This is a genomic window from Mesorhizobium sp. Root552 (genome assembly GCF_001427285.1).
Classification (GTDB): domain Bacteria; phylum Pseudomonadota; class Alphaproteobacteria; order Rhizobiales; family Rhizobiaceae; genus Mesorhizobium.
Map to the genome: position 1 here is coordinate 433,162 of NZ_LMFV01000045.1, position 18,187 is coordinate 451,348.

Consider the following 18,187-nt stretch of genomic DNA (forward strand, 5'->3'; position numbering starts at 1 on the left):
TCCGCTGCATGCCGGGTTCTCCGATCGACATATTCCTCGCCGATACGGCCGCAACGCAGCGGCTCGGCGAAGACCTCGCAATGGCGCTGCGCCCGGGCGATGTACTGGCGCTCGAAGGGGACCTCGGCGCCGGCAAATCGACGCTTGCCCGGGCCCTGATCCGGGCACTGGCCGATGACGCGGAACTGGACGTTCCAAGCCCCACCTTCACGCTCGTGCAAAGCTACGAGGCGCGGTTTCCAGTCCATCATTTCGATCTCTACCGGCTCGCCTCGGAGACGGAGCTCGACGAACTGGGATTCGAGGACGCGCTTGGCGAAGGTGCCGCACTGGTCGAATGGCCCGAGCGTGCGGGCAATCGCCTGCCGCCGAATGCCGTAAGGATCGAACTCGATCACCTGAACCACGGTCGGAATGCCAGCCTGTCTGGACAGGGTGCGGCATTTGAACGGATCGGCCGATCTTTGGCCATGCGCGAATTCCTTGATCGCTCGGGCTGGGGTAGTGCCGAGAGAAGGCACTTCGTCGGCGATGCATCCGCTCGTTCGTATGAAATCGTCAGGCAGGACGGATCGGGTCCGCGCGTGCTGATGAACTCGCCTCGTCTGGTCATGGGGCCGCCGGTACGGGACGGCAAGCCCTACGCCGAGATTGCCCATACCGCACAATCTGTGACCGCCTTTGTCGCCATCGATCGCGCCTTGCACATGGCCGGGATAACCGTTCCCGACATTTTCGCGCAGGACCTCGAACAGGGGTTCCTTTTGCTGGAGCATCTTGGAACCGGAAGCTTTCTCGACGGGCAGGGCAGGCCGATAGCGGATCGCTATGTGGCAGCGGGCGAGCTTCTGGCGATGATGCATGGCCGGTTGTGGCCGCAACGGCTGGAGGCCGCGCCGGGGATTGTCCACGACATACCTCCATTCGACCGTGATGCCATGCTGATTGAGGCGGACTTGCTGGTGGACTGGTATGTCCCTGCCGTTACCGGCGCGCAGGCGAGCGATGCGCTGCAAGCGGGTTACCATGAACGGTGGAATACCGCTCTCGACCGGCTGGCCGGGCGCGAATACAGCCTGATGCTGCGCGACTTTCATTCCCCCAACATCATCTGGCGTGGTGACCGCACTGGCCATGATCGGCTGGGCATCGTCGATTTCCAGGACGCGCTGATTGGCCCTTCGGCTTACGACGTGGCCTCGCTGGCGATGGATGCGCGCGTCACCGTATCGCCTGAAATCGAACAGGCGACGCTCTCGGCCTACATTGCCGCACGCCATGCCGCTGGCCCGTTTGACGAAGAGGCGTTTCGGGAATCCTATGCGTTGATGGCTGCGCAGCGAAACTCCAAGATTCTCGGCATTTTCGTGCGGCTGGATCGCAGGGACGGCAAACCTGCCTATCTAAAACACCTGCCCCGTATCCGCGATTACCTGCGCCGGGCGCTGGCTCATCCCGCTTTGGCGGACATGCGCGCCTTTTATGAATCGCACGGATTGCTTGAGGAGCGCGACCTGTGACTTCGGCTCCGAAAACAGCGATGGTTCTTGCGGCAGGTCTTGGCAAGCGCATGCGGCCGATCACCGACACGATGCCGAAGCCTTTGGTGAAAGTCGCAGGAAAAACGCTGCTCGATTGGGGCCTCGACAGCCTCGCGCTTGCCGGCGTCGGCAAGGCGGTGGTCAATGTCCACTATCTGCCGCAGCAGATCATGGACCACGTGGCCAGCCGAAAGACGCCGGCAATCGTCATTTCGGACGAAAGCGACATGCTGCTCGACTCCGCCGGCGGCATCGTAAGGGCGTTGCCGAAACTTGGGCCGGACCCCTTCTATATCATCAATGCAGATACGTTCTGGATCGACAGCGGCGCTTCCAATCTGACCCGCCTCGCCCTTGCCTGGGATGAGGCGAAGATGGATATTCTGCTCATGCTTGCAGGCCTTCCCTCATCGACGGGCCATAGTGGTGGCACCGATTTCCTCGTCCGGTCCGATGGCCGTCTCGAGCGTTCGAAAGGCGATCCTTCGGGCGTGATCTACGCGGGAGCAGCTATCGTCCATCCGCGCATTTTCAAGGATGCGCCTGACGGCCCTCATTCGCTCAACCTCTATTTCGACCTTGCGATCAGGTCGGGTCGCCTCCATGGCATGACGATGCGAGGCCACTGGATCACGGTCGGAACGCCCGATGCCATTGCGCTCGCCGAAGCGGCGGTCGGGCGTGCGCTTGCAGGGGTGTCATGAGCGGCGCTGGCCGCGTTTTCTCTATTCCCCCCGGTGCGCCGTTTCTGCCGACACTGGCCGAGGCGCTGCTTTCGGGGACGCTTGTGCCGGGCTTCCGCTTCGACGGCGATCCTCTCGCATTGGCCGACGCTACCATCTACGTGCCGACGAGGCGCGCGGCGCGTGCATTGCGTGGTGTCCTGGCTGAGATGATTGGCGGGGGCTCTGCGATCTTGCCGACCATCCTGCCACTCGGCGAGGTCGACGAGGAAGACGGGGTTTTTGAAGTTCATGCGCCGGGAGGTAGCGGCGCCATCGGCCTGCCGCCGCCGATCGCCTCAACTGAGCGGCTGCTCTTGCTTGGCACGCTGGTGCGGGCATGGAAACGACGCCTGCCGGCAGAAGTGGCGCAGCGTTTCAACGAAGAAATCTTCGTGCCCGCTTCCGCCGCCGATGCGATCTGGCTGGCGCGCGATCTGGCGCGGCTGATGGATGAGGTCGAAACCGAAGGCTCCGACTGGGCAAAGCTTGCCGGCCTGGTGACCGGCAACCTCGCCGGCTGGTGGCAGGTTACACTGGACTTCCTCGGCATTGCGACGGAGCACTGGCCGCTCGTTCTGGCCGAGAAGGATCGGTCCAATCCCGCCGCTCATCGCAGCACGCTGATCCGGATGGAGGCTGCGAGGCTGAAGCGCAATCCGCCAAAAGGCCCCGTTGTCGCCGCCGGATCGACCGGCTCCATTCCCGCTACTGCCGAACTGCTTAAGGTGATTGCCGGGTTGCCGAGCGGTGCGTTGGTCTTGCCGGGTCTCGACCAGGCGCTGGATGAGCCGTCTTTCTCGGCGATTTCGACACAGGGTGCGCGGCCGGCGCTGCTTGGCCATCCGCAATACGGCCTGATAAAGCTGCTCGGCAAGATCGGCGTTTTGCGCGCGGACGTGGCTGACATCGGAACGCCCGGCAACTCCCTTTCCGTGCGGGCGAGACTGGTTAGCGAGGCTTTGCGCCCTGCGGAAACCACCGAATTGTGGACCGAGACCCGCAATCGGTTCAGCGAGCGGGAGATAACCGCCGCGCTTGATGCGATTACCGTTGTCGAGGCCGCCAACGAGCGGGATGAGGCCGTAGCGATTGCCATCGCCTTGCGCCGGGCAATCGAAAATCCTGGCCAGCGCGCCGCCCTGGTGACCGGCGACCGGGCGCTTGCCCGCCGGGTTTCAGCCGAGTTGCTGCGTTTCGGCATCGTGGCCGACGATTCCGGCGGGACGCCGCTGACAAACACGCCAGCGGCTGTGCTGTTGCGCCTGATGGTGCGTTGCGTGTTCCAGCCCGGAGACCCGGTGGCGCTGTTGGCGCTCATCAAGCATCCGCTTTTGGCGCTCGGTTTCGAACGGAGCGTTGTGCGCCGCGCCGCCGAATTGATCGAATTGGTTGCCTTGCGCGGAGGAACCGGGCGACCCGATATCGCCACGTTGAGGGCTCACTTCGAGCAAAGGCTTGCCGGAGCGGGCGATGGCAGGCGCGAGCCGTTCTGGCTCAAACGCTTCCCCGCAATCCGCATCGAACAGGCACAGGCTGTCATCGAAAAACTGGTGGCCGGCCTGTCGCCTTTGCTTGCATTGCGTGCCGAAACCGAACTTGGCGTCGCCGCGTTAACCGAGGTCAGCGTCGCCGCATTGGAAGCGCTTGGACGCGATGGCGATGGAAGCCTCGCCCGCCTTTATGACGGCGACGGGGGCGAAAAGCTGGCCAAGGTCTTGCGCGATTTCATTTCAGCTTCTGCGCCCTTCAGTTTTGCCGCGGATGAGTGGCCGGACGTGCTGGATGCGCTGCTGGCGCCTGAGACGGTGAAGCCAGGCCGCGGCACCGACAGGGCCATCGCCATATGGGGGGCGCTGGAGGCACGGTTGCAGCATGTCGATACGCTGGTGATTGGCGGGCTTAACGAAGGCATTTGGCCGCGCAAGCCAGAGAGCGACCGCTTCATGTCGCGGCTTATGAAAACCGGCATTGACCTTGAGCCGCCGGAAAGGCGCGTTGGCCTTGCCGCGCACGATTTCCAGATGGCGATGGGCGCCGGCAAGGTTGTGCTTGCCCGTGCTGGGCGTTCCGGCGATGCGCCTGCCGTCCCGTCGCGTTGGCTTCAGCGTCTCCTGACTTTTGTCGGCGAGGAGCATGCAGGCACCATGCGCAGGCGTGGCGAGGAACTGCTTTCCTGGACGCGCGCGCTCGATACGGGCGAGCGCCTTGATTTTGCCCCGCGGCCGAAGCCTGCGCCTCCGGTCGAATTCCGGCCAACGCATTTCTCGGTCACCGAGATCGAGACGTTGCGCCGCGATCCATACGCCATATACGCACGACGCATACTTGGGTTTCACCCGCTTGACCCGGTGATCCGCGATCCGGGTGCAGCCGAGCGCGGCACGCTCTTCCATGCCATCCTGCACCGCTTCTCCACGACGGCCACCGATCCGCGCGCGCCGGACGCGCTAGACCTGATTCTCGATGCCGGTCGCGCCTGTTTTGCCGAAGCCGCGCTGCCGGAGGATGTCGAGGCGGTGTGGTGGCCCCGATTTGAAAAACTTGCGGCTAACATCGTGACGTGGGAGCGCGGGCGCGCCGCCGCGGTCAATGAGCGTTTTGCCGAAGCGCGTGCCGAGCGGACACTGGTGGGTGGCACCGATGTTACCTTGTCCGGTTACGCCGACCGCATCGATCTTCTCGCCGGCGGCATGGCCGACATCCTCGACTACAAGACCGGTTCCTCTCCTTCGAAGGCGCAGGCGCACACGCTTCTGTCGCCGCAGCTTGCGCTTGAAGCGGCGCTGCTCAAACGCGGTGCGTTCCGCGAACTCGGCGAGCGCGAACCTTCGCAATTGGCCTTCGTACGACTGAAAGCGAACGGGGAAGTGGTCGAGGAATCGATCCTCGAGCACAACCGCAAGCCGCGTTCCGCGTCAGACCTTGCCGAAGATGCCTGGGCGCGGCTGGAAAAGCTTCTCGTCCACTATGCCGATCCTGCCGTCGGCTATCTGTCGCGGGCGCTCCCGTTCCGGGAAGGCGAAGCCGACGACGACTACGACCATCTGGCGCGCGTCCTCGAATGGTCCGCCGGCGGAGATGGCGCGGGAGAGGGAGGGGAGGAATGAAGAAAACCTACCCCATTCCCACCGATACCGCCGTCAATCAGGCACGCGCTTCCGATCCGTTGAACTCTGCATGGGTGTCGGCCAACGCCGGCTCGGGCAAGACGCATGTTCTGGCGCAGCGCGTCATCCGGCTGCTTTTGCGCGGCACAGATCCGTCGAAGATCCTGTGCCTCACTTATACGCGCGCGGCGGCTGCCAATATGTCCAACCGCGTGTTCGCAACGCTGTCGCAATGGACGACGCTGCCCGATGGCGAACTCGGCAAAAGGATAAGAGACCTGGACGGCCGGACGCCCGATCTCGACACAATGCGGCGGGCGAGGCGGCTTTTCGCCGAAGCGTTGGAGACACCGGGCGGCTTGAAGATCCAGACCATCCACGCGTTCTGCGAGTCTGTACTCCATCAGTTTCCTCTGGAAGCCAACATCGCCGCGCATTTCGAAATGCTCGATCCGCAAATGGAACGGGCACTCTTTGCCACCGCCAAACGCGAGATGATCACGGGTGTCGGCGGCGGTGAACGCATCGAATTGACGGAAGCGTTCGCCACCGTTCTGGAGCACGGCGGGGAAACCGGGCTCGATGCCCTGCTTGCCGAAATCGTCGGCAAGCGCGATGGCTTGCGTAAGTTTATCGCCGACATCGGTGGAACCAGCACCGGCTTTCAGCCGCTGTTCGACGAGTTCGGCTTTGCGCCCGATGAAACCGAGGCGGCGATAGCGGCGGCTGTATGGCCGCTGCCGGGATTCGAGCCAGCCTTCCTTGCCACCCTCGATGGAATAGCTACGCAAATTGGCGCCAACCGCGCACGCGTCTCCTTGATTGACGAAGCACTAGCCGGCTTTGCGGAAACCGATCCGATGCGCCGATTGACGATCGTGCAAAGCGCATTCCTGAGCGGCAAGGGTGAAGCCTACAAGCCCGACTGGCTATTCGGAAAGGCGCTGTTGTCCCGGATGCCGGATCTGCCGGAACGCTACCTCGCAGCGGTTGCGGCGATCAGCAAGGCATGTGACCGGCTGGCGCTGTTCCGTATGCTGAAGGCCACTCGGGCCGCCCTGACGATCGCCGATTGGCTAATTGCCCGCTATGAACAGTTGAAGCGCGGCCGGGGCTTGCTCGACTTCAACGATCTCATCACCCGCACCATCAACCTGCTTAAGCGGCCTGATGCCGGAGCCTGGGTGCAGTTCAAGCTCGACCAGGGCATCGACCATATCCTGCTCGACGAAGCGCAGGACACCAGTCCCGAGCAATGGGACGTGGTCAAGAAACTGACCGAGGAATTTTTTGCCGGCGAAAGCGCACGAGGAAACATCCTGCGCACGATCTTCGCTGTGGGGGACGAAAAGCAGTCGATCTATTCCTTCCAGGGAGCGGCGCCGGATTCCTTTGCCGATAGCAAGCAAGAGTTTGCCGGCAAGGTTCGTGCCTCCGGGCGCGAGTTCGCGGATCTAAAGCTGACATGGTCGTTTCGTTCGTCGGAAGATGTGCTGAAGGCAGTCGATCGTGTGTTTGACGATCCGGGTGTACGGCGCGGCATCAGCCACGACACTGACCCGCTCGACCACAAGGCTATCCGCAATGATGCGCCGGGCTACGTGGAAGTATGGCCGACTGTTGGCGCCGATGCCGTCGATGAGCCCGACGACTGGACGCTGCCTGTCAATCACGCCAGCGCGCCGGCGGTAAAGGTTGCCGAGCACGTTGCCCAGACGATCAAGAATTGGATTGACGGCGGCGAGACCATCGAGGGCAAGGGCCGTTTGCTGACGGCAGGCGATGTGCTGGTGTTGGTGCGCAAGCGCGACCGCTTCGTCCATGCTCTGTCGAAGAGCCTGAAGGAAAAGAACGTGCCGGTGGCGGGCGCCGACCGGCTGAGCCTCCCCGGTCACATCGCCGTCAAGGACCTGACGGCGCTTGGGCGCTTTCTTATGCAGCCCGAGGACGATCTGTCGTTGGCGGCAGTGCTGCGCTCTCCGATATTCGACGTTTCCGAGGAGCGACTGTTCGACCTCGCCGCGAAACGGGACAAGAGCCTTTCGCTGATCAGGTCGCTACACAAGCATGCCGAGGCAGACGCCGCCTTGCAGGCAGTCGTCGAACGCCTCGATGGCTGGGCCAGCGAGGCCGCTTTCAAGCCGGTATTCGAATTCTATGCCGGGCTTCTCGCCCGCGACGGTGTTCGCAAGAAGATGATTGCGCGGCTGGGGCCGGAGGCTGGCGATATCCTCGATGAATTCCTCAATTTCTGTCTGGCCGAGGAGCGTGCCGGCCTACCCGGTCTGGACTCGTTTATCGTCACCCTGGAAAATGCCGGTCCCGAAATCAAACGGGAAATGGACCAGACCCGCAACGAGGTTCGCATCATGACCGTGCATGCCGCCAAGGGATTGGAGGCGCCGGTGGTGTTCCTGGTAGACGGTGGAGCACGCTCGTTCAGCGACCAGCATTTGCCGCGCCTGATGTCGTTCGAGGGCTCTGGCGAGCATTGGGATGGCAAGGGCTATCTGTGGCGTGCGGGCAGCGAGGTCGCCAACGGCATATCCATGTCCGCGGCTGATCGCGCCCGTGAGCTTGCCGACGATGAATACCGCCGTTTGCTTTATGTCGGCATGACGCGGGCCGAAGACCGGCTCATCGTCTGTGGCTATCACGGCAAACGCCCTCCCGGCGACGGCACCTGGCACTCCATCGTCAGCCGGGCGCTCGAAGGCGCACCGGAAAGCGAGCAGCGTCAGCAGTCAATTGATGGCAACGCCGTTCATCGTTTTCGGGTCACCAGCCTGCCGCCGGTGCCATTGGTTCAGGCCGGGCCGGGCAACCCGCAAACCGCGTTTGCACCATTGCCACGGACACTGTTCCAACCCTTGCCGGTCTCCGAGGAATTGCCGAGGCCGCTGTCACCGTCCGGCGCGTCGGCGCTCATTGAGGAAGCGACGCAGACGACTGTCGATGCGTCTTCTCCCGTGCTGGATGCAGAGGCGGCGCCGAGCTTTTCGGTATTGCGTGGATTGGCATTGCACAAATTGCTGCAAATGTTGCCCAGCATCCCGCAAGACCAGCGCCTGACTGCCGCGGAGCGTTACTTTGATCGTGTCGGCGCAGACTGGCCGCCAGGTGAACGTGACAACGCGGTGTCGTCGGCCCTGACGATCCTCGCCGACCAGCACTTCGAGCCGTTGTTTGGCGAGGCTTCACGGGCGGAAGTCGCAATTACCGGGAGCGTTGAGATCGCGGGCAGGAAGCGTGTCGTGTCGGGCAAGATCGATCGGCTGGTGGTAACGCCGGAAAAGGTGCTGATCATCGACTACAAGACCAATCGGCCGGCACCGACCTCATTTGAGAAAATCCCGCCGGCTTATGTGCTGCAGCTTGCGCTATACCGGGCGCTGCTCAAGCCGCTATACCCTGAGCGGCAGATCTCGGCGGCGTTGCTGTTTACCGAAGCGCCTCGCCTGATAGAACTGCCAATGGCGGCAATGGAAGATGCCCTTGCTCGACTCACGTCATCGTGACACAAGACCTGCTTGAATAAGCCAAGCTCCACCACCACATTTGGTGCAACGAATTAACCGAGAGGAATTTCGAATGGCCACCGTCAAGGTCGACAAGAACAATTTCCAGACCGATGTGCTCAACGCCAAGGAGCCGGTGGTAGTGGATTTCTGGGCTGAATGGTGCGGTCCGTGCAAGATGATCGGCCCGTCGCTCGAAGAGATTTCCGCCGAACTCGGCGGCAAGGTCAAGATCGCCAAGCTCAACATCGATGAAAACCCGGAACTTGCAGCCCAGTTCGGTGTGCGCTCGATCCCGACGCTGATGATTTTCAAGGGCGGCGAAGTGGCCGATATGAAGGTTGGCGCTGCTCCGAAGACCGCCCTGTCGCACTGGATCAGCGGCTCGGTCGCCTGATCTGTTTCGGCAACGATGAAGTTTGCAAGCCCGGCCCTCGTGCCGGGCTTTTTGCTGGCGCGGAACATTGTCGTTGCTGGCACTCCCGCAGGCGCTCCTTGTCGCCGTTTCATGCGTGAAACAGGAGGATGCGATGACCGGAACAGCGAAATCGACCGTCTTTGTCGATAACGACCGCGTGGTCGTCACCGAATGGCGCTTTGCCCCCGGTGCCAATACCGGATGGCACCGCCACGGCCACGACTACGTCGTCGTGCCTCTCATGGACGGCAAGCTAAAGCTGGTCACCAAGGACGGCGAAAGCTTCGGGGAGATGAAAAAAGGCGTCCCGTACTTCCGCAAGGAAGGTGTCGAGCACGACGTGATCAACGCCAACGAGAGCGAATACGCCTTCATTGAAATCGAACTGAAATAGCTTCTATCCCGGACCTCTGGTCGGCGGCGTGCCGTTTTCCGCCAGAACGGATCCGGCCAGATAAAGCGAGCCGCCGATCAGGATCCGCGGTGGCATTTCATTCTCGTTCCATGTCTCGCGCAGCAACTGCAAGGCGCTTGCGACCGAACTGACAGGTTCGGCGGATAGTCCGGCTTCGGTGGCGCGGATTGCCAGTTCATCGTTCGGAACGCTGGACTCGCTGAAATTTACCGGAACGGTATAGACGTGCTTCACCAGACCCTTGAAGGCATGGAAATAACCGCTCTGATCCTTCGTGTTGATCATGCCGGCGATCAGGAACAGAGGCCGTGGGTTCTTTTCTTCCTGCTCCGCCAGCGCTTCGGCGATGACGACGCCTGCACCGGGATTATGGCCTCCGTCCAGCCAGATTTCCGAACCTTCAGGGGCGAGTTCCGTCAACAGGCCCTGGGTCAGCTTCTGCATGCGCCCCGGCCAGGTAACGGTGGCCATGGCGCGGTCGATGGCCCGCTCGCTGAGAGCAAAGCCCGCTGCCTTGACGCCGGCGATTGCAGCCGCTGCATTGGCGAACTGGTGGCGGCCCGGCAGGCGTGGCGATGTCAGGTCCATCAAGCCGTCGTCGTCCTGGTAGACCATGCGGCCGTTTTCTTCGAAAGCAAGGAAATCCTGCCCGTAGACCGACAGCGGACAGTCGAGCCGGTCAGCCGTATCGACGAGAACTTCAAGCGCTGCGTCATATTCCTGTGCACCGATCACGGTGGGGCAACCGCGCTTAATGATGCCGGCCTTCTCGGCTGCGATTAGCTCGACGCGGTCGCCTAGATAGGCTTCGTGATCGAGCGAAACCGGCATGATTATCGAAACGGCAGGCTTGCGGATCACGTTGGTGGCATCGAAACGCCCGCCGAGACCAACCTCCATGATGGCAACGTCGGCAGGATGCTCAGAAAACAGCACAAATCCGACCGCGGTCAGGATTTCGAATACCGTGATCTTCTGGCCGTCATTTGCCTTGGCGACGCGGGAGATGGCATCTGCGAACTTTTCATCATCCACAAGCTTGCCGCCGCCATCGGCTGCCAGTCGGTAACGCTCATTCCAGTTGACCAGATGCGGTGACGTATGGGTATGAACCAGATATCCCTGCGCTTCCAGAAGTGCGCGGGAGAATGCCGCGCACGAACCCTTGCCGTTGGTGCCGGCAATGTGGATGACCGGCGGCATGCGGTCCTGCGGGTTGTCGAGCTTTTCCAGGAGCCGCGATATCCGATCGAGCGAAAGGTCAAAACCTTTCGGATGCAGCGTCATCAGGTGTTCGATTTCGCGCTCGGCGCTCAACGTTGTCATGGCAAATCCTTAAATCGGCAAGGGCGTTAGCAAATCACCCTGACCAGTCGTGTCATAACCACCTTGAGGTCAAGCACGGGGCCGCGTTTCACCCGAGGTTACGGCAGGCGGCAGGATTTCCGGTTGAAGTGCGTTGGTCTTCTCCGGCACCTTGAGCAGGAGCTTGAGCAGATTGGCAACGGTTTTCTTCATCTCAAGACGGGATACGACCATGTCGACCATGCCGTGTTCCATCAGGTACTCAGCGCGCTGGAACCCGTCGGGCAACTTTTCGCGAATGGTCTGCTCGATGACGCGGGGGCCGGCAAAGCCGATCAGCGCACCGGGTTCGGCGATGTGGACATCTCCCAGCATCGCATAGGAAGCGGTAACGCCACCGGTGGTGGGATTGGTCAGGACCACGATATACGGCAGGCCAGCTTCCTTAAGCCGATCCACCCCGACGGTGGAGCGCGGAAGCTGCATCAGCGACAGGATACCTTCCTGCATGCGTGCGCCGCCCGAGGCAGCAAACAAGATCAGGGGACGCTTGCGCTGGCGGGCAGTCTCGAAAGCGTGAATGAGCGCCTCGCCGGCCGCCATGCCAAGCGAACCGCCCATGAAGGCGAAGTCCTGTACGGTGACGACCACGGGCAGGCCGTCGATAGCACCCTGGGCGCTGAGGATCGCATCTTCCAGGCTGGTCTTCGACTTGGCGTCCTTGAGGCGGTCGACGTAACGTTTCTCGTCCCGGAATTTCAGCGGGTCCTGCACGACCTTCGGGTTTTCCAGAACCTCGTACTTGCCGCCGTCGAAGAAGAATTTGAGCCGCTCGCGGGCCGAAATCTTCATGTGATAGCCTGACGCCGGAATGACGAACTGGTTCTCTTCCAGGTCTTTGTGGAAGACCATCTCGCCGGTTTCCGGATCCTTGATCCAGAGATTGTCCGGCATTTCGCGCCGGCCCAGCATGGAATTGATCTTCGGGCGGACGAAATTGGTGATCCAGTTCATCGTAAGGCTCCTGTCCGCGACTGCACGTCTCTCACCTAGGCCAACTATTCGGCAGCGGCAAGGCGGGCCGAGCGCACACCGTTCGAAAGCTCGGTCACAAGAGCGGTGACGGCGTCGACTGGATTGGCGGTTCGTTCGCCTTTAGGACCAAGCGCGTTTGCAACAGCGTTGACGATGGCAGTGCCGACGACCACACCGTCCGCCGACTGACCGATTGTGCGGGCCTGTTCCGCAGTCTTGACGCCGAAGCCGACGCAGACCGGCAGATCGGTGTGGCTTTTGATGCGCTTGACCGCTTCGGTGGCCTTGCCGGTATCGGCAAGCGCCGAGCCGGTGATGCCGGTCATCGACACGTAGTAGACGAAGCCGGAGGTGTTTTCGAGGACTTTGGGGAGGCGCTTGTCGTCGGTGGTAGGCGTCGCCAGGCGGATGAAGTTGATGCCTGCTTCCAGCGCCGGGATGCACAGTTCGGCATCCATTTCGGGCGGCAGGTCGACCACGATGAGCCCGTCGATGCCGGATTCCTTCGCATCCTTGAGGAAACGCTCGACGCCGTAGATGTAGATGGGGTTGTAGTAGCCCATCAGGACGATCGGGGTGTGGTCGTCGCCTGCGCGGAAATCGGCGGCCATCTTGAGCGTCTTGGCGAGCGTCTGGCCAGCCTTCAAAGCACGCAAACCGGCTGCCTGGATGGCCGGACCGTCGGCCATCGGGTCGGAAAACGGCATTCCGAGCTCGATGACGTCCGCTCCCGAGCTGGCCAGCCCTTTCATGATCGAGAGCGAGGTGTGGTAGTCGGGATCGCCGCCCATGAAGTAGGTGACGAGCGCGGGACGGCCCTCGGCCTTCAGCTTCGCCATGCGGCGGTCGATGCGGGTATCCGTCACGTCAGATCTCCATGCCCATCATCGAGGCTACCGTATGCACGTCCTTGTCGCCACGGCCCGACAGGTTGACGATGACGATCTGGTCCTTGGCCATGGAAGGCACGATCTTCATTGCATGCGCGATGGCATGCGCCGATTCCAGCGCCGGGATGATGCCTTCAACCCGCGTGGTGAGCTGGAACGCTTCCAGCGCCTCGTCGTCGAGGATCGGCACGTATTCGACGCGGCCGGTGTCGCGCAGCCAGGAATGCTCGGGGCCGACGCCGGGATAGTCGAGGCCGGCGGAGATCGAGTGGCCGTCGAGAATCTGGCCGTCGTCGTTCTGCAGGAGATAGGTGCGGTTGCCGTGCAGCACGCCCGGCTTGCCGGCATTCATCGATGCGCAGTGCTCGATGCCGTCGAGACCGTGGCCGCCTGCCTCGATGCCGATGATGCGGACGTCTGCGTCGTCGAGGAAGGGATGGAACAGGCCAATGGCGTTGGAGCCGCCGCCCACCGCCGCGATGATGGCGTCAGGCAGCCGGCCTTCCTGTTCGAGGATCTGGGCGCGCGCCTCGATGCCGATGACCGACTGGAAGTCGCGGACCAGTTCCGGATAGGGATGCGGGCCGGCGGCGGTGCCGATCAGGTAGTAGGTGTCCTCGACATTGGTGACCCAATCGCGAAGGGCTTCGTTCATGGCGTCCTTCAGCGTGCCGTGGCCGGCCGTGACCGGCCTCACTTCAGCGCCGAGCAGCTTCATGCGGAACACGTTCGGGCTTTGGCGGGCAACGTCGGTGGCGCCCATATAGACCACGCAAGGATAGCCGAAGCGGGCGGCAACCGTTGCCGAGGCGACGCCGTGCTGGCCCGCGCCGGTTTCGGCGATGATGCGCTTCTTACCCATGCGCTTGGCGAGCAGGATCTGGCCGAGGCAGTTGTTGATCTTGTGCGAGCCGGTGTGGTTGAGGTCCTCGCGCTTGAAGTAGACCTTGGCCCCGCCGAGATGCCGGGTCAGGCCTTCCGCAAAATAAAGCTTGGAAGGACGCCCGGCATAGAAGGTGGACAGCGCCTGCAACTCGGCCTTGAAAGCGGGGTCGTCCTTGACCTCGTTCCAGTGGCGCTCCAGTTCAAGGATCAGGGGCATCAGCGTTTCGGCAACGAAACGCCCGCCAAAAATGCCGAACATGCCCTGTTCGTCAGGGCCGGTGCGGAAGGAATTGGGCATTGCCGGCTTGTTCATGGCCGATCTCCTAGAGTTCCGTTCGCAGCATGTCCAGCACAGGGAGCGGGTGTTGTAGTGCCACGAGATGCGTCTGACTTGCCGATCAGGCCGCGCGGTCGCTGCGCGCCGCCCGGACGGCCTTGAAGAATTGTTCGATCAGCGCCGTATCCTTGACGCCCGGCGCGCTTTCCACGCCTGACGATATGTCGAGGCCGGGTGGGTTCGCAAGCCGCATGGCTTCGCCGATATTGGCGGCGTTGAGACCGCCCGAAAGCATGTAATCGACGTCTGCGTCAAGCCGGGCAAGAATGGTCCAGTCGAAGGAGACGCCGTTGCCGCCCGGCAATTCCGAGCCCTTCGGCGGCTTGGCATCGAACAGCAAGCGGTCGGCGACGCCGCGATAGGGCGCAATTGATGCAAGGTCCGCCTGTTCACGAACGGAAATGGCCTTCATGACGGGCAGGCCGTAGCGCGCCTTCAGCTCAGTGAGCCGTTGCGGCGTTTCGCTGCCGTGAAGCTGCAACATATCTGGCTTCATTTCGGCGACGATCGTGTCCAGAAACGCATTGTCGGCATCGACGGTGACAGCAACCGTCTTTGCCTTTCCGCCAGCCGCCTTGCGCAGGCGGCCGGCTTCCGAAGGGGCGATATTGCGTGGGCTTTTCGGGAAAAAAATGAAACCGACATGGCTTGCGCCGCCTGCAAGGGCCGCCGCCAGCGCTGCATCGGTCTTCAAACCGCATATCTTGATATCGAGCACCTTCATGCCAGCGAATTGCCATGAAAAGGCGGCGAAGTCGAGGAAAAGCGCTTATTGTCACCGGCAGCAAGCGCACTAGGTCGTGGACTCATAAATGTGATCGAAATGGCGCCTGGAACGGCAAGAAGATGCGAGGAGAAGCGCGAAGGGCGATGTGGACCATCGGCCGAGCGGTTCGACGTAGCAGCTTGCAGCCGTTCCGGCGTCCCCAAATGTGTGTGATGGGGATGTGGTCCATCTGCCCGGCTACTTTGTCGAAAGAGCTTGAAAATGAATGACATTTCCTACGCTCTTTCTTCGCGTATCCGAACAGATGGCCTCACACCATTTCGACCAGATTTATGAGTTTACGACCTAGATTCACCGGCAGAGGCGGGAGCGACAACCATGAAAACCGAGACTATCGCTGAATTGAAGGAAAAGCTCGCGCAGGCCCACAACGTCATCGAACATCTGATGGACAAGGCCGCGTTCAATGGCGCTGAAGCGCACCGTGCGCTGCTCTATTTTTCCAGAGATGGTTTCGATGGCGATTTTCTACCCTGGCCACGTCACACCGATGACAGGCTGCGGCCAGACGAACTCAACGCCGCCAACGATGACTGAACCTGTCCAGTATCAGAACTGTATCGCCTGAAGCGCGCTGCCGTTCTTCTTGAGCCAGGCCCTGCAGCGCTCCGTGTCCGGGCAAAGCTCCTCGCACAGCTTCCAGAACTTCGGCCCGTGGTTCATCTCCTTCAGATGCGCCACCTCGTGCGCGACGAGGTAGTTGATCACCGGGCGTGGCGCCATCATGATGCGCCAGGAAAACGACAGGTTGCCGTCGGACGTGCAGGAACCCCAGCGGCTCGACGTGTCCTTGAACCGCACGGCCTTGGCTTTGCGGCCCACTTTCGCGGTGTGCCTTTCGACCAGCGCCCCGATCTCGCGCCTGGCTTCACGCTTCAGGTAGTCAGTCAGCCGGCGCGGCAGATGCACCCGCTCGCCATGGATGACGAGCGTGGGGCCGTTCTCGTCGCTGCCAACCGAAACGGTGCCGCGCTTGCCGGGTTCGTGCACGATCATGTGCGGTACGCCATAAAGCGGCAGCTTGATGCCGGGGCGCACCTGCGGCCGGTCGGGCACCTTGGCCAGCCGCTGCTCCAGCCAGCCCTGATGACGATGGAGAAATTTCTCGACCTCGCCGCGGCGCAAGCCGGGCGGCACGGTGATGCGCAAGCCCTGCCCGCCGGCGTCGATCCTCAGCGTCAGGCGGCGGGCGCGGTTGTTCTCGACGATGCGCAAGGGCAGCGTGCGTCCGGCGACGACATGCTCCCGCTCCTCGACAGGAGACGGCGCAGGTTTGGTCAGGTTGCGGAAGAAGCCGAAAGACATGGCGGGACGATACGTGATTCGAGGTTTAGAGCGGTTCATATTTTAACAGAACCGTTGAATCGCTCGAACGCCTTGTTCCTACGCAATTCCAGATGGAAAACCGGTTCCCGCTTTTCCTGGAATTGCTCTGGAAAAGAACAAAAAGAAACGRCGCCGCTCATGCCTAACGCCACTCGACCTCTCAGTCGTCAAGCAGGTTGTCGTTGGGCTTGCCGCCGCGACGCTTCGGAGGGGTTTCCGTCGTGGTCGTCGGGGCAGTGGATTTGTTCCGGTTCGCCATGAAGCGATCGAACTCTTCCTGGTCCTTGGCGCGGCGCAGCTCGCGGGCATATTCATCGAACTCCGCCAGCATCTCGTCGAGCTTGCGGCGCTCTTCATCAAGGCGCGCAAGCTCCTTCTCGCGCCAGTCGTCGAAAGCGACGTTGCCGGTGCGGGCCGAGCCGTGGCCCCAGCGATGCGCCTTGTTTGCACCACGGCGGCAACCGGCAAAGATGCCATCCGTCGCGCGGTTCATATCGCTCTTGAAGCCGTCAAGCCGGTCGCCCCAGATGATGTAGGCAAGCATGGCGAGGCCGAGCGGCCAGAACACCATGAAGCCGATCACCATCAAAGCGATGGTCGCCGGCGTCCATGCCGGACGGATCAGTGCAGTCGTGTTCATTTTCTCCCGTTCCTTCAGTTGGAGGCAGCCGATCCGACTGCTCAAATCGAAATGGGAAGACAAAAACGGCGATTCAAGACAGCAATCGCCGAAACCGAACAAGATACTGGAATGACTAGGCTTTTTTGAATCGGTCGAGGAAAAGCACGATCAATCCGCCCGCGAGGCCCCAGAAGGCGGAACCGATACCGAACAAGGTCAGGCCGGATGCCGTGACAGCGAAAGTGACGGTTGCCGCCATGCGGTCCTTGTCGTCCTGCAGGGCTATGGTGAGCGCATTGGCAAGCGAGCCCAGCAGAGCCAGACCTGCGACAAGCACGATGAGGCTTTGCGGCAGGACGGCAAAGATCGCCACCAGCGAAGCGCCGAAAATTGCAAATATGAGATAGGCAAAGGCGTAGAACGGTCCGGTCTTCCAGCGCTCTGCCGGATCGGGGTGAACGTCGGGTCCGGTGCAGATGGCCGCTGAAATCGCCGAGAGATTGGTGGTCGAGGCGCCGAACGGGGCACTCAGGACGGAAAACAATCCGGTGATGCCGATCAGCGGCGCCGGTGCCGGATCGTAGCCGGAGGCGCGCAGCACGGCCAATCCGGACAGGTTCTGCGAGGCCATGGTGACGAGGTAGAGCGGGATGGCCAGGCCGGCGATTGCGGCCGGCGTGAACTCCGGCGCAATCCATGCGAGCGTCGACAGTTCGGGTGCCGGCAAGCCGCCGACACGACCGGTAAGGAACGCAGCAAGGCCACCGCCCATGAGAACCGCCAGCACGGATACTGCCGGATTGACGAGACGCAGGATGAAGAAGGCGGCTATGAGGGGCAGGATCAGCCAGGGATCGGCCGGGATTGTCTTGGCCGCCCCTGTGGCGAACGTGACGACGATGCCGGCCAGCATGCCGGAGGCCACCGATGCGGGAATCCTGGCGATCAGGCGCATCAACGGCTTGAACAGCGCAGTTGCGACCAGCAATACGCCGGTGACGACGAAGGCCCCGACCGCCTCGCCCATGGTGAACCCGCTCGAAGCGGCGATCAATGCGGCGCCCGGTGTCGACCATGCGGTGATGACCGGCATGCGGGTTCGCCAGGAAAGCCAGGCCGTTTCGACGGCCATGGCAAGGCAGATAGCCGTGACCCAGCTTGCCGTCTCCAGTTGCGTTGCGCCAACCGCGGAGGCAGCCGCGATAATGATGGCAAGCGTGCCGCCGAAGCCGACGATTGCGGCGACGAATGCCGAAACGGGGATCGAGATCCGCAC

At 62.1% G+C, this 18,187-nt stretch carries 15 protein-coding genes; 7 read left to right on the forward strand and 8 right to left on the reverse strand.

What is annotated here, in order from left to right; genetic code table 11:
- Nucleotides 1–8: 8 nt before the first annotated feature.
- The 6 genes from tsaE to ASD50_RS17220 all read left to right on the forward strand — a co-directional run bounded on the left by tsaE (nt 9) and on the right by ASD50_RS17220 (nt 9,703).
- Entirely contained in the window at nt 9–1,520 is a 1,512-nt protein-coding gene (gene tsaE, locus ASD50_RS17195) for a tRNA (adenosine(37)-N6)-threonylcarbamoyltransferase complex ATPase subunit type 1 TsaE (protein ID WP_056243610.1), read from the forward strand.
- Complete coding sequence (locus ASD50_RS17200) at nt 1,517–2,245, forward strand: nucleotidyltransferase family protein (RefSeq protein ID WP_156465142.1); 729 nt, start codon at nt 1,517–1,519, stop codon at nt 2,243–2,245. The genes tsaE and ASD50_RS17200 overlap by 4 nt, the downstream gene beginning before the upstream one ends.
- Entirely contained in the window at nt 2,242–5,373 is a 3,132-nt protein-coding gene (addB, locus tag ASD50_RS17205; protein ID WP_056243614.1) for a double-strand break repair protein AddB, read from the forward strand. Before ASD50_RS17200 ends, addB begins: the two co-directional genes overlap by 4 nt.
- Nucleotides 5,370–8,891, forward strand: coding sequence for a double-strand break repair helicase AddA (gene addA / locus ASD50_RS17210; protein ID WP_056243616.1), 3,522 nt, complete (start codon nt 5,370–5,372; stop codon nt 8,889–8,891). Before addB ends, addA begins: the two co-directional genes overlap by 4 nt.
- 73 nt (nt 8,892–8,964) lie before the next feature.
- Nucleotides 8,965–9,288 (forward strand): thioredoxin, encoded by a 324-nt coding sequence (trxA, locus tag ASD50_RS17215; protein WP_056243619.1) that lies wholly within the window; start codon nt 8,965–8,967, stop codon nt 9,286–9,288.
- Between the two features lie 133 nt (nt 9,289–9,421).
- The gene (locus ASD50_RS17220; protein ID WP_056243869.1) at nt 9,422–9,703 is read left to right on the forward strand and encodes a cupin domain-containing protein; all 282 of its coding nucleotides are present in this window, start codon (nt 9,422–9,424) and stop codon (nt 9,701–9,703) included.
- A gap of 3 nt (nt 9,704–9,706) precedes the next feature.
- On the opposite strand, the gene ASD50_RS17225 is transcribed toward ASD50_RS17220, so the two are convergent.
- From ASD50_RS17225 to ASD50_RS17245, 5 genes are all read right to left on the reverse strand, one after another.
- Nucleotides 9,707–11,050, reverse strand: coding sequence for a bifunctional folylpolyglutamate synthase/dihydrofolate synthase (locus ASD50_RS17225; RefSeq protein ID WP_056243621.1), 1,344 nt, complete (start codon nt 11,048–11,050; stop codon nt 9,707–9,709).
- Between the two features lie 69 nt (nt 11,051–11,119).
- Nucleotides 11,120–12,043: an acetyl-CoA carboxylase, carboxyltransferase subunit beta gene (gene accD, locus ASD50_RS17230; RefSeq protein WP_056243624.1), complete on the reverse strand. Its 924-nt coding sequence runs from the start codon at nt 12,041–12,043 to the stop codon at nt 11,120–11,122.
- Between the two features lie 44 nt (nt 12,044–12,087).
- Entirely contained in the window at nt 12,088–12,903 is an 816-nt protein-coding gene (trpA, locus tag ASD50_RS17235) for a tryptophan synthase subunit alpha (RefSeq protein ID WP_056243871.1), read from the reverse strand.
- A 28-nt stretch (nt 12,904–12,931) separates the two neighbouring features.
- Entirely contained in the window at nt 12,932–14,152 is a 1,221-nt protein-coding gene (trpB, locus tag ASD50_RS17240) for a tryptophan synthase subunit beta (RefSeq protein WP_056243625.1), read from the reverse strand.
- Nucleotides 14,153–14,237: 85 nt separating this feature from the next.
- Nucleotides 14,238–14,900 (reverse strand): phosphoribosylanthranilate isomerase, encoded by a 663-nt coding sequence (locus ASD50_RS17245; protein ID WP_056243627.1) that lies wholly within the window; start codon nt 14,898–14,900, stop codon nt 14,238–14,240.
- Between the two features lie 381 nt (nt 14,901–15,281).
- On the opposite strand from ASD50_RS17245, the gene ASD50_RS17250 reads away from it, so the two are divergent.
- On the forward strand, nt 15,282–15,500 hold the full coding sequence (locus ASD50_RS17250) for a hypothetical protein (protein ID WP_056243630.1): 219 nt from the start codon (nt 15,282–15,284) through the stop codon (nt 15,498–15,500).
- Nucleotides 15,501–15,512: 12 nt separating this feature from the next.
- Here ASD50_RS17250 and ASD50_RS17255 read toward each other — a convergent pair whose 3' ends face one another.
- The 3 genes from ASD50_RS17255 to ASD50_RS17265 all read right to left on the reverse strand — a co-directional run bounded on the left by ASD50_RS17255 (nt 15,513) and on the right by ASD50_RS17265 (nt 18,187).
- The gene (locus ASD50_RS17255) at nt 15,513–16,268 is read right to left on the reverse strand and encodes a M48 family metallopeptidase (RefSeq protein ID WP_056243633.1); all 756 of its coding nucleotides are present in this window, start codon (nt 16,266–16,268) and stop codon (nt 15,513–15,515) included.
- Between the two features lie 181 nt (nt 16,269–16,449).
- Nucleotides 16,450–16,929 carry a DUF2852 domain-containing protein gene (locus ASD50_RS17260; RefSeq protein ID WP_056243874.1) on the reverse strand — a complete coding sequence of 160 codons (480 nt, stop codon included), beginning with the start codon at nt 16,927–16,929 and terminating at the stop codon, nt 16,450–16,452.
- Nucleotides 16,930–17,044: 115 nt separating this feature from the next.
- Nucleotides 17,045–18,187: a benzoate/H(+) symporter BenE family transporter gene (locus ASD50_RS17265; protein ID WP_156465143.1), complete on the reverse strand. Its 1,143-nt coding sequence runs from the start codon at nt 18,185–18,187 to the stop codon at nt 17,045–17,047.